The sequence below is a fragment of the Glaciecola sp. 1036 genome, from assembly GCF_050306235.1.
GTDB lineage: Bacteria > Pseudomonadota > Gammaproteobacteria > Enterobacterales > Alteromonadaceae > Glaciecola.
The window spans coordinates 138,629-151,562 of record NZ_JBLWFH010000010.1; the positions used below are offsets into that span (position 1 = coordinate 138,629).

The 12,934-nt window shown below is 42.0% G+C and carries 10 protein-coding genes; 7 read left to right on the forward strand and 3 right to left on the reverse strand.

Annotation, left to right across the window (positions count from 1 at the left end; translation table 11 throughout):
* Positions 1–25: 25 nt before the first annotated feature.
* On the forward strand, positions 26–1,030 hold the full coding sequence (locus tag ACNKW3_RS14910) for a LacI family DNA-binding transcriptional regulator (RefSeq protein WP_427400104.1): 1,005 nt from the start codon (positions 26–28) through the stop codon (positions 1,028–1,030).
* Here ACNKW3_RS14910 and ACNKW3_RS14915 read toward each other — a convergent pair.
* Positions 1,027–1,989: a response regulator gene (locus ACNKW3_RS14915; RefSeq protein WP_427400105.1), complete on the reverse strand. Its 963-nt coding sequence runs from the start codon at positions 1,987–1,989 to the stop codon at positions 1,027–1,029. The genes ACNKW3_RS14910 and ACNKW3_RS14915 overlap by 4 nt on opposite strands.
* Positions 1,990–2,223: 234 nt before the next feature.
* Here ACNKW3_RS14915 and speA point away from each other — a divergent pair, with 234 nt between their 5' ends.
* Positions 2,224–4,164: a biosynthetic arginine decarboxylase gene (speA, locus tag ACNKW3_RS14920; RefSeq protein WP_427400106.1), complete on the forward strand. Its 1,941-nt coding sequence runs from the start codon at positions 2,224–2,226 to the stop codon at positions 4,162–4,164.
* On the opposite strand, the gene ACNKW3_RS14925 is transcribed toward speA, so the two are convergent.
* Positions 4,165–5,346 (reverse strand): GGDEF domain-containing protein, encoded by a 1,182-nt coding sequence (locus tag ACNKW3_RS14925; protein WP_427400107.1) that lies wholly within the window; start codon positions 5,344–5,346, stop codon positions 4,165–4,167.
* A 76-nt stretch (positions 5,347–5,422) separates the two neighbouring features.
* Positions 5,423–6,550, reverse strand: coding sequence for a serine hydrolase domain-containing protein (locus tag ACNKW3_RS14930; RefSeq protein ID WP_427400108.1), 1,128 nt, complete (start codon positions 6,548–6,550; stop codon positions 5,423–5,425).
* A gap of 140 nt (positions 6,551–6,690) precedes the next feature.
* On the opposite strand from ACNKW3_RS14930, the gene ACNKW3_RS14935 reads away from it, so the two are divergent.
* The 5 genes from ACNKW3_RS14935 (at position 6,691) to glmS (ending at position 12,674) form a co-directional block, all read left to right on the forward strand.
* Positions 6,691–8,052 (forward strand): DNA-3-methyladenine glycosylase 2 family protein, encoded by a 1,362-nt coding sequence (locus ACNKW3_RS14935; RefSeq protein ID WP_427400109.1) that lies wholly within the window; start codon positions 6,691–6,693, stop codon positions 8,050–8,052.
* On the forward strand, positions 8,049–8,519 hold the full coding sequence (locus tag ACNKW3_RS14940) for a methylated-DNA--[protein]-cysteine S-methyltransferase (protein ID WP_427400110.1): 471 nt from the start codon (positions 8,049–8,051) through the stop codon (positions 8,517–8,519). The genes ACNKW3_RS14935 and ACNKW3_RS14940 overlap by 4 nt, the downstream gene beginning before the upstream one ends.
* On the forward strand, positions 8,520–9,413 hold the full coding sequence (locus ACNKW3_RS14945; RefSeq protein ID WP_427400111.1) for a DMT family transporter: 894 nt from the start codon (positions 8,520–8,522) through the stop codon (positions 9,411–9,413).
* Between the two features lie 63 nt (positions 9,414–9,476).
* Positions 9,477–10,841 carry a bifunctional UDP-N-acetylglucosamine diphosphorylase/glucosamine-1-phosphate N-acetyltransferase GlmU gene (gene glmU / locus ACNKW3_RS14950; protein ID WP_427400112.1) on the forward strand — a complete coding sequence of 455 codons (1,365 nt, stop codon included), beginning with the start codon at positions 9,477–9,479 and terminating at the stop codon, positions 10,839–10,841.
* A gap of 3 nt (positions 10,842–10,844) precedes the next feature.
* Positions 10,845–12,674 carry a glutamine--fructose-6-phosphate transaminase (isomerizing) gene (glmS, locus tag ACNKW3_RS14955; RefSeq protein WP_427400113.1) on the forward strand — a complete coding sequence of 610 codons (1,830 nt, stop codon included), beginning with the start codon at positions 10,845–10,847 and terminating at the stop codon, positions 12,672–12,674.
* The last annotated feature ends 260 nt before the right edge of the window (positions 12,675–12,934 follow it).

Below are 12,934 nucleotides of genomic sequence, written 5' to 3' on the forward strand. Positions count from 1 at the left end.
CAATAAATTGTTAACAAACTGCCCTATGTCCACTATTTACGAAGTATCAAAACTTGCTGGTGTTTCTTTAGCAACCGTATCTCGCGTTATGAACGGCAGTGCACGAGTGAGTGAAACCACTCAACGCAAAGTTAAAGACGCCATGGAGCAATTAGGCTATCGACCTAATTCTGCTGCAATAAGCTTGGCCTCTAAGCGTTCAAATTGCATAGGTATTTTGGTTGCAGAATTAGACGGCGTGTTCTTCGGCAGTATGATGAGCGGTATCGAAGCAACTCTGCGAGAGTTTAACAAGCACGTAGTGGTAACAGCCGGTCACAGTGATGAAAAAGATGAGTTAGACGGAATTGAGTTTCTGCGTACTCGCAACTGTGACGCAATAATTGTACACGCTGAGAAGCTTACCGATGCCCAATTAATAGAATTGGCAAAGGGTGACATTCCCTTGTTTATTATTAACCGAAATATTCAAGAAATTGCCAATCGGTGTATCTCCTTAGATAATATTTACGGTGGCTACTTAGCGACCAAGCATGTGTTGGAAAATGGCCATAGAGATATCGTCAATATATCGGGTCCAGACTATAAAATGGATGCTAGCGAACGGGTTGTTGGATTCAAAAATGCGCTGGAAGAATACGCCATAGACTATGATCCTGAGCGTATTTTTATTGGGAACTATCATCAAGAAAGTGGTGCCGCAGCCATTGATCATTTTCTAGAACAACAAATCCCCTTTACGGCGGTTATTTGCGGCAACGATCAAATGGCAATTGGCGCGATGTCCAGATTACGAGAACTTAATCGCACGCCTGCTGAAGACGTTGCTATAGTCGGCTTCGATGATGTGTCCTTTGCTGCTTGTACATTTCCAACACTCACAACCATTCGTTACCCAATTGATAAAATGGGCCAACAAATGGCAAATTTAGTGTTATCTAAAGTCTATCAAATCAAGATTTCTACACAGATTCAGCACAGTTTTGAACCCTTGCTGATCCAAAGACAATCAGTAAATGCAATAGGTTAGGCTGCCCCTATACCGTCGACACCAATGATTCTGCCCAGTTCAATAATACGAGTTTGCGGCATTTCTTTGGCTTGAAATAGCAGATCTTCACCTGCTCTAAACAACTCTTTGGCATTGCCACCGCCAGCAGGCGCAGCTACTGCAACAACTATTGTACAACTTACTTCGCTAGCGGTTTCTTCACGATTAGTAATAAAGTGAGGATCGTCGAAACAGGCTTCAATTTGTTTTGCTTTAAGATTAGCGCCATCCACTGAACAATCTGACAGTAAAAGACCGAACAAATCGTTGTCTAAAGAGGCAAACAGATCCCCCGGCCTAGCACCTAAACCGGAAAGTGCCTCAGCTATTGCCGCTGTTAATCTAAAATATTCTTCTTGCCCGTAAGCGTTTTTGTAGTCCTGAATATTTTCTAAGCGTACAAAAATAAGCGAAATATGATGCCAGTAACGCGCACATCGAGACCACTCACGCGCTAGCACATCGCGAAATTTAGAAGCGTTAGGTAGATGGGTAAGGGGATCAATAAATATTAAGGATTCTAAACGTTTGGTTTTTCTATACTGAGTTGCGTGTCGCATTATTCTAGCGACTAATTCTGTTGTCGCAGCGGGTTTGGTAATAAAATCTGCGCCTCCAGATTCAAAGGCCTTTGCTTTGACTGCAGGATCATCTTGCGAGGATACAAAAATAACAGGAATATTTTGTGTGTATTGGCTGTTACGCAAACGCGTACAGAATTGAATACCGTCTTCATCTGGCATTAAAACATCTAATAAAATGGTATCCGGTAATGGATTATTGTGAAGAAGTTCCCATGCCTTTTCACCCGATTTAGCAAAGGCTAGGGAAAAATGCTTAGACAAGGTATTAGCATAGAGTTTTAACTCTATGTCATTGTCGTCAATTACCATGACGCGGAACTGCATATCCTGGGTCGATTCAGCGTTGTATTCCATGCAGCCATTGTCCTTATGTGCAAGAAACGATCAGAGCAGACTCAGTAACTCTTGCTCACTTAACAATAAATTTACACCAGGATCGCTGTATTCGCAATTAAATAGGTAAAAAAGAAAAATTTTATATTTAGATGAACTTTTCTTACTCAAATCCTTATTCAAAATTTACACTACGAACAAATCAGCTATACTGGCGGCCTTTGGTTTAGGCCTACCAACTGAGACAAAAACACGATGTCGGAAAAACAACAAGATATTTCACCTGATTGGACAATCGAAGACGCAGAGCGCACTTATGGCGTATCTAGTTGGGGTGGAGGCTATTTTCAAATTGGTGAAAATGGCAATGTACAAGTGGTTCCCCAACCGTCGACTCCCGATGTAAAAATCGATTTCGGCGCAGTGATTGAAGAAATCCAACAAGAGAATATTCAATTTCCCTTGGTAATCCGCTTTCACGATATTTTGCGCTCTCAAGTAGTCACGTTAAATGAAACTTTCCGCCAAGTGATTAAAGAATACAAATACAACGGCGAGTATCGCGGCGTATATCCGATTAAAGTGAATCAGATGCGCGAAGTGGTGGAAGAAATTGTAGACGCAGGCGAACCTTACAATTTTGGTTTGGAAGCTGGATCAAAGCCAGAGCTTTTGGCTGTATTAGCCTACAACACTAACCCAGAAGCACTCACCATTTTAAATGGCTACAAAGACGAAGAATTTATGCGTTTGGCATTATTAGGTCGACGATTGGGCCGAAAAATAGTCGTGGTCATTGAGAAATACTCCGAGCTGGTACTTTTGGTTAAGTTGAGTAAGCAATTAGGCATTTCTCCAATTGTTGGTTTGCGAGCCAAAATGCAAGTAAAAAGCATGGGACGATGGCAAGGTTCTGCTGGAGAACGCGCTAAATTTGGCTTAACAATGGCTGAAATTATCAAAGCAGCACGCTATTTAGAACAACATGACATGTCAGATACGCTGCAATTGTTGCATTTTCACATAGGTAGCCAACTACCCGATATTTGGGCAATCAAAGAAGCGGTGAGTGAAAGTGCGCGCATTTATGCTGACCTAGTTAAAATGGGTTTTCCGCTGTCTTATGTCGACGTTGGTGGCGGTCTTGGAATAGATTACGATGGTACCAAATCTACCAGTGATTCATCGCGCAACTATAGTTTGCAAGAATATGTTGCTGACGTGGTATATGGCCTGCGTGAGATGTGTGATCTAGAAGGTGTGCCTCATCCTAATATTGTGTCGGAAAGTGGCCGAGCAATCACTGCGCACCATAGTATGGTAGTTACTGAAGTGGTTGGGGAAATCACGCCAGACGGCGCTGACATAGATACCACGCCGAAAGAAGGCGACCATTTCCTGCTGAAGAATTTGTACTATTTGCATACCCATTTGGCAGAACAAAAAAATATGCAGGAAGTATTCAATGACGCAACTCAGTACAAAGAGCAAGCTTCTCATGCATTCAAGTTACGTGTCATCAGTTTGGAAGAGCTGGCGAAGATTGAAACCCTGTATTGGAAAATCATGCGTCAGGTTAATAACTATTACAAAGGTGCTGATTTTGTGCCTGCAGAAGTGCAAACTTTGGATTTTTCATTAAGTTCGCAGTATTTGTGTAATTTCTCAATATTCCAGTCAGCTGTGGATAGTTGGGCAATCGATCAGATTTTACCAGTGGTTCCACTTACCGGATTGCAAAACGCACCTGTGAAAAACTGTTCCTTGGTGGATATTACCTGTGACAGTGATGGCAAGATCGACAAATTCATTATTGAATATGAAAACAGTCAAGTATTGCCTATGCATCAAATTGATAAAGACAAACCCTTGTATCTTGGTTTGTTTTTAACTGGGGCCTATCAAGATGTCATGGGCGATATGCACAACTTATTTGGTCGCTTGAATGAAGTGCATATTTTTAGTCATGATGACGATCCAGAAGACTTTTACATTGAAGAGATCATCAAGGGCTCTACCATTGAGCAAGTGCTTTCTGTGATGCAGTATCACCCTAAATCTATGGCGATTGACGTAAAACGCTTAATCGATAAAGAAGTATCTGAAGGTAAAATTAAGCCGCGTGAAGGGGTTAAATGGACAGACTTCTACGAAGAATGTCTTGCTGGATACACCTATTTACGGACTAAAAAGTAATCAGACTCTATCTTGGTCGAAATCCAAGTTTTCAAAATATTTAACTCGATTTCGACCTTGATTTTTTGCTTCAATTAACGCTTTATCAGCGCGGTCTAGAAGTTGGTGAGCATCCATTTTTGCAAGTGGAGGCAAGGTGGTTACACCTATACTCACAGTCACAGATTTCAAATACGAAAGTTTAGACGCCATGTGTTCGATACGTTGTTCTTGAACTCTTAATTGTAACTTTTCAGCAAATGAAAAAGCCCCTTTGGCATCAATATTTGGCAATAGTATCGCAAACTCCTCACCACCGTAACGAGACAAAACGTCGCCGTTCCTATTCGCTAATCCTGCTAGAATATGACCCACTTCAACCAGTAAATTATCACCGGCTATGTGTCCATAGTGTTCATTAAACTCTCGGAAGTGGTCCACATCCACTAATAGAATGGATAAAGGCGTGTGGTTTCTATAAGCACGACCGATTTCAGACGAAAGTACTTCATCAAAATAGCGTCTATTGTAAAGTCCAGTTAAGCCATCGCGTCGGGAAATCTCATGTAGCTGTTGTTCAACAACTTTACGTTTTTGCATCTCATGTTCATATTGATGATTCAACGTAATTGAGCGACGAAATGCTAGATTAACGTTCTTCACAATAAAAAAAGCCGTTAATGAATATAGGCCTAATACACTTGCAGTAAACAACCCCGTTTGGCCACCATAAAAAAGCACAAAAAATAGGTTTGGAATAACTACTGGGATAAAGAAACTAAACAATGCGGATAAACTAAAACCATAAGCGATGACCGCAGACGAAGACAAAGCAATGACAAACAAACCGTTAATCAATACATATTCAGATGATATCGCAGGAATTAAGGTTATAAATCCATAGCTATAAAAAATGCCCGAGGCTAGAGAAAGTGCTAACCATAGGTGTTTCCATTTTTGTTTCTTACTGACTTCCATTTCTTGGCTTTTCTGCTGATATAAAATAAAAGTCGCTAAACGGCAAGAAAGGATGAGAAGAATAACGGACAACCAAGTAAATAAATATTCTGAATTATGGCTTTCATACAACCAGAATACAAAGATGGAGGCTGCAATAAAATGACCAACAACTAGCCTGGGAATTTGTTTATATAACAGGTCGATAATTTCTGACTGTGCTAAGTCAGTGATGTTAGTCTTCATGTAATTGTCTCAATGTTTACTGCTACGCCTTCCATGCATTTCCTTTATATCGGCTGCAGCTTTGTGATTTTTAGTCTTAATCTGAACTTCTATTCGTCACCGCTCTTGTCCAAAAATCTGGGGTAGAGGTATTTATCAAATTACTTTCTGCATTCATAAGAAACGCAAACCCAATATTTAATTCCGGTGAAAAAGATACATCGGCTCTATACCCTTGTACCCATCCACCATGATAATTCAATTTAACCCCTTGGAAGTGATAAACTCGCCAGCCTAGTCCATAGTGAGCACTGGTTAATTTACCACGCCAACCACGTCTTCTCAGCTCTCTTTTTGTCGCTACCCGTGGTTGAGTCATTTCATCTACCATTTGTGATGATATTACCTCTGGATTCTCCAAAAGCATAGCCCGCATCCATTTAGCCATATCTTCGGCACTTGCGTTAATTCCTGCTGCAGGAGAAAAGCGATAATAATCGTCTTTTACTCTTACTTTCACCCATTTGTTTTTGGCAACCGCGGCATGGGGTTTTGCCCATTCAGCAGAACTTTCTAACGCTTGCTTCCCGACGGATGCATCCATTTGCAGTGGCGCAAAGATATGTTGCTGCAATTGTGCTGCGTAGGATGAATTTTGCTGCATAAAGTGTTCTTCTAACACCCCAAAAAAAGCATTTTGGTATGTATAGCAATACCCTGGCTGACAGATGGGCTTAAGTTTTGATAGTTCGTTTAATACGCGTTTGCGCCCATAATTCGCTTCAATTAAGTTGTCATAAGCGTTTGGCATAAATCCAGTGGACTGGCCTATTATATGCCTCAATAGAACAGGCTTATCGCTGTAGTTGTCAAAACTATATTCAGGTACAAGTTGGGTAATAGGTGTTTGCCAATCGTAACCAGGAGAGAGTTGTTGATACTTCGCCATTAACGCGGCAGTAAAGGTTTTGGAAACAGAGGCAAGACGAAATTTAGTATCTTTGGTGATACGCTGACCATTTTTTTCTGTCACACCGAAAGTGTAGTAACGATTCGGCTTATTTGGCTCTACCACAACCATTATAAAGCCTGGAATGCCTTTATCTTTCGCATCTTGACGCACTTTTACTGCAAACGCATCCATCCAAGGTTCAGCGTAAACTTCGCTGCAACCTAGCAGACATAGTAGTGCCAATGTTATTTTTATATATGTGGCAAACTTCAACTTCTTATCCAAGGTAAACGTACATGTTAAGCACCTAAAATACTAAATCTAACATCCATGTAAAAATCAGTGCCGAAAAGAACGGGCACGGTCGTACATTTAAAGTACAATTCACGAATTCTATCATTATTTTAAAAACGATGTTAACCAAAGCTCAATGCAAAAATGCCAGACTCGCTCGCGACCCACGATTCGATGGGGTTTTCTTCGTGCTTGTAAAAACTACTGGTATTTTCTGTCGACCTATTTGTCGAGCAAGAGTTCCCTTAGAAAAGAATGTAGATTATGCGTTTTCTAGCGTTGAAGCTTTGCATAAGGGGTATCGCCCATGTTTGCGTTGCCGTCCAGACAGCGCCCCAACCTCTTTTGCCTGGCTAGGTACTCAAACCACCTTATTGAGAGCTTGTAAGTTAATGCAGGAATCACCGCAACAATCGATTCAAACCATCTGCGAACGCTTGGGAATCAGCGTTCGCTATCTGCACAAACTCTTTGCTGAAAAACTTAAAATATCACCGAAAAAATATCAGCTGTATCTGCAATTGTTGATGGCAAAAAACTTACTCCATCAAACGCATTTGTCGGTTGAAAATATTGCCCAATCGGCTGGTTTTACTAATTCGCGTCAATTACAAAAACACTGCAAACAAACCTTGGACTTAACGCCTACACAAATTCGCAACCTAGCATCTCAACAAAGCAAGGAGGCAACAACATTGCGTATCTTTTTAGCTTATCGTCCCCCCTATAATTGGCCGGCGCTACGTGATTTTCTGAAATTAAGAGAGATAAGTGAAAATGAAAATATTCAGCAAGCATCAATGCAAAAATATTTTCGTCTTGGCCAAGAATCAGTAATTGTTGATATACAACATGCGCCTGAGGAAAATGGTTTTTATCTCACCTTGGATCCATTACAGGCTCATCATTTGCAAACGCTGATTTTAAAAGTACAGCAACTGCTGGACTTACATGCACAACCTGATGTTATTGGACAGGCATTGGCAGCGACAGGGTTATCCGATAAACAATTTGATGCAGGGTTAAGAGTGCCTGGCGTGGTGTGTCGGTTCGAGGCTGCATGTCGAGCTGTACTTGGGCAACAGGTGAGTATTAAAGCAGCCGTGACCCATTTGAACAGGCTTCAACAAGCGTTATCTTCTGATGCTGCTTTTCCCCTGCCGCAAGATGTAGCAAATTCTGATTTAGCATTTCTTAAAATGCCAGAGCGGCGAAAACAAGCGTTGCGGGATTTGGCGCAATTGCTCAGTCGTGAGCCAGAGGCTGATTATGAAAAGTGGTTATCAATAAAAGGAATTGGGCCATGGACCTGTCAATATGTGCAAATGCGCACCCACGAAAGCACAGATATTTATCTTGCTACCGATCTGATTATAAAACGTAAAATCGAAGCGCTCAAAGCAAGTAACAAAGCCTTTAATTCAGATAAAGCCGCCCCTTGGCGAAGTTATCTGACCTTTAATCTATGGAATTTCACATGACAGTGACTTATCAACAACAGATATCAACACCCATTGGATACGTGAGAGTAAGTGCTAACCATGATGGAATTACACACATTGGTTTTTATGATCAGTCTTTGCACAATGATTCGGGGCAAATTCACAGCAACCATTTATGTGAGTTAGCCTGTGCGCAACTAGCTGAATACTTTGCAGGGAGTCGAAAAAGGTTCGATTTGCCATTAGCGCCTAGGGGTACGGATTTTCAAAAGAATGTTTGGCAACATTTATGTAAGGTCGAATATGGAAACACCGCAAGCTATTTAGATATAGCAACGGCCATAGGTAATGTTAAAGCCTGTCGAGCCGTTGGTGCGGCTAATGGCAAAAATCCCATTGCTATTGTCGTGCCATGCCATAGAATAATAGGCGCTACGGGCAAACTAACAGGGTATGCTGGTGGACTGTCGCGAAAATCCTTTTTACTCCAGTTAGAGCAAGCATAGTTGAAATTACACGAAGTCATTGAGTTATTTGTTTTAGGCGCCATTTGGGGTGCGTCCTTCATGTTGATGAAAGAAGCCGTACCTGAATTTGGCATCTTTGCACTGGTGGAGTACAGAGTGCTTGGTGCTAGTATTTGCTTGTTGTTACTCGTGTATTTACGTAAACAACAAGACCATCTGATTCGCTATTGGCCGCGGCTTCTTTTTGTTGGCGTTGTTAATACCGCTATTCCCTTTTGTTTATTCAACTACTCCGCCGGATATCTCGACGCCAGTTTATTAGCCATTTTAAACGCTGCAGCGCCTATGTTTGGCGTGGTAGTGGCTTGGTTGTATCTGCGTGAAAAAATCGGTATCTGGGGCATTTTAGGATTGGGGCTTGGCTTTGTTGGGGTTATTTTTATTAGCCTAGATCCCACCACCTCTGAAGGCGCGGCCTTTGTGCCAGTAATGGCTGCATTAGGAGCCACTCTTTGTTATGGCATTTGTGCCAGTTATATCAAAAAGCATTTAGCTGGAGCAAAGCCATTCGCTGTAGCGGCGGGCAGTCAAATGTTTGCGGCCATCGCCTTGTTGCCGATCTCATTGGCCAACTTACCCAGCCAAATACCAACGGCTAACGGCTGGATGTCTGCGACTTTGTTGTCGATTCTATGCACAGGTGTTGCATACATAATGTACTTTGATTTAATCAGCAAAATTGGCGTCACCAAGACAATGACGGTTGGTTATTTGGTGCCGCTTTTTGGCATCATGTGGGGCGTTATTTTGCTTGACGAGGTGCTAACCGCCCAGCAGTTACTCGGTGGCGTCTGTATTCTTACTGGCGTTATGTTAGTCACAAATGTAGTTAAAGTTATTCTCGCTCGCCGCCGACCACAACAGATATCGTAAAAAAAGCTGACAGTTGTGGTAAGATTCAGTAAAATTTCGGCATTAAATTTTTGAGGATGAAAAATGGCGTTATCTGTCGTCATTCTGGCCGCAGGGAAAGGCACCAGGATGAAATCTAGTTTACCCAAGGTATTACATACTCTAGCCAATAAACCCATAGTTGAACACATAATCGATACAGTGAAATCTATCGACTGTGGCGCAATAAATTTGGTGTATGGGCATGGTGGAGATTTATTGCAATCCAGACTTGGTCATCATCAAGTCAATTGGTGTTTACAGGCTGAGCAGTTAGGCACCGGTCACGCTGTTCAGCAAGCGGTTGAATACATCGCCGATAATGATGATGTTATGATTTTAGTGGGCGATGCGCCGCTCATAAGTGCACAAACTTTAAATAGACTTGTCGAAGCTAAACAGAATGCTGATTTAGCCTTACTCACGGTTAAGTTAGATGACCCGACAGGCATGGGTAGAATTATTCGGCAAGGTGATAATATTGTTGCTATCGTGGAGCACAAAGACGCGACCCCAGAGCAATTAGCCATTCAAGAAATTAACACTGGCATGATGATAATGTCGGGTAAAGACTTGAAACGTTGGCTGGGTAACTTGTCAAATGACAACGCGCAGAATGAATACTACCTTACCGATGTCATTGCTATGGCAGCAGCTGAAGGTAAACAGATTCGCGCCGCACATCCGGTATGGGATAAAGAAGTAGAAGGTATTAATAATCGACTTCAATTAGCCTCCTTAGAACGTGCTTACCAGCTAAAACAAGCGCAAGAATTGATGCAGCAAGGCCTGCATTTAGCTGATCCTAATCGTTTTGATTTACGTGGCAAGCTAACCTTAGGTATGGACGTTCGAATTGACGTTAACGTCGTCATTGAAGGTGAGGTTACGTTGGAAGACAACGTAGTCATAAGCCCTAACTGTGTGCTTAAAAATTGCCATATTGGCAAAAACTCCATGATTGAAGCTTTCTCGCATATAGAAGACGCAACAGCGGCCGATAGTTGTGTTATAGGCCCTTACGCGCGATTACGGCCAAAAGCCAATTTAGCCTCTGGTGCCAAAGTTGGTAACTTCGTGGAAATTAAAAAAGCCAATATCGGCAAAGGCAGTAAGGTCAATCATTTAACCTATGTGGGCGACGCTGAGATAGGCGCTAATGTGAACATAGGCGCAGGTACTATTACTTGCAACTATGATGGCGTGAATAAATTTAAAACCACCATTGCTGATGGGGTGTTTATCGGTAGTAATTCTTCTTTGGTGGCGCCTGTCACTATTGGTGAAAATGCGACTGTGGGTGCTGGTAGCACAATTACCAAAGATGTCGACGCTGAACATTTATCGGTAGCGCGTGGTAAACAACGGAATATTCAAGGCTGGGATAGACCCAGTAAAAAAGAGAGCTAGGATATGTGTGGAATAGTTGGCGCTGTCGCCGAACGAAATGTAGTAGAGATTTTACTTGAGGGATTAAGACGGCTCGAATATCGCGGCTATGATTCTGCTGGTGTAGCTTTAATAAACAAAGGTGAGCTTTCAGTGGTAAAACGCACTGGAAAAGTTCAAGCATTAGCCGATGCATTAAACCCTGAAAATGGTTTAGGCACTACAGGTATTGCACACACACGATGGGCAACTCATGGCGGTGTAACCGAAGTGAATGCTCACCCACATACGAGCATTGATCGCTTTGCCGTTGTGCATAATGGTATCATTGAAAACTACAAAAATTTACGTTCAACCTTAGGTGACAAAGGCTACACATTCGTCTCTGATACCGACACAGAAACCATTGCCCATTCTATTGCGGCGAAAATGCAAGAAACAGGTGATTTGTTAACCTCTGTTTTGCAATCTGTGAAAGGCTTTGATGGTGCTTATGGCACAGTTGTCATTGATAAACAAAACCCAGGTGAAATGGTTGTGGCGCGTTCAGGTAGCCCATTGGTCATAGGTTTGGGAATTGGAGAGAACTTTATCGCTTCTGATCAAATGGCTTTATTGCCAGTGACACGTCGATTTATCTTTTTAGAAGAAGGCGATGTAGCCAAGATTACCCGCCATCAGGTGACTATCATTGACGCCAGTGGTGTTGAAGTAAAACGCGAAATTATTGAATCTGAATTAGAGCATGATGCGGGGGATAAAGCGGGTTATCGTCATTACATGCTGAAAGAAATTTACGAGCAACCTAGTGTGATTCGTAATACCTTACATGGCCGCGTAGCTGCAGATGGTTTGGCAGAAAACATCTTTGGTGAAGGTTCAGATAAGATATTTACTGACACACAGTACGTTAAAATTATTGCTTGTGGTACCTCTTATCACGCGGGTGTGACTGCAAAATACTGGTTAGAACATTATGCAGGTGTGAGTTGTGATGTTGAAATCGCTTCTGAATTTAGATATCGCCGCTCGGTTGTCCCCGCAAATGCACTTTTGGTCACCATATCCCAATCCGGCGAGACGGCCGATACATTAGCGGCATTGCGCTTGGCCAAAGAAACTGGCTATATGTCGAGTTTATCCATTTGTAACGTGAATGGTTCATCCTTAGTTCGTGAATCTGATATGTCATTTATGACTCGTGCTGGGGCTGAAATTGGTGTTGCTTCTACCAAGGCTTTTACAACTCAATTAGCTGGTTTGTTAATGTTAACTATCGCCATTGGTCAGCACAAAGGCATGAACGAAGACGACAAGAACGCCATCATCGAAGCCTTAGCGACCTTACCCGCCAAGTTAGAAGAAACTTTAGGCTTAGCAGCCGAAATTGAAGATTTAGCAGAAGAGTTTTCTGATAAACACCATAGTTTGTTTTTAGGTCGAGGGGATCAATATCCCATTGCTATGGAAGGTGCGTTGAAACTCAAAGAGATTTCTTATATTCACGCTGAGGCTTATGCATCTGGCGAGTTAAAACATGGTCCATTAGCGCTTATCGATGCCGAAATGCCAGTCATTGTTGTTGCGCCAAATAACGAGTTGCTTGAAAAGCTTCACTCGAATGTTGAAGAAGTGCGCGCACGAGGCGGCATCATGTATGTATTTGCTGATAAGAATGCACATTTTGAAAGTGATGAAACCATGCGCGTAGTAGACGTTCCGCACTGTATGGAACCCATAGCGCCAATCATCTACACCATTCCATTACAATTACTCTCATACTACGTTGCCTTAATTAAAGGCACCGACGTTGACCAACCAAGAAACCTAGCAAAATCAGTAACCGTTGAATAACGGTTGCTGGGTTTTGCTGTTCATTTTGTAGATTTGCAAAAAAGTATTACCTAAATAAAAAACAGGCATACTGAACAAAAAATATCATACTTTCATATCCTTGATCTCAGAGGCAGCATTAGACAAATTGCAGATCTTCTAGGTTTAGGTTTTAAAGTACCGAATTGTACGTAAACCGGAAGTAAGCAACGAAGAATCGTTATTGAGCTAGCTACATAGAATCGTTATTGAGCTAGCTACATAGAATCGTTATTGAGCTA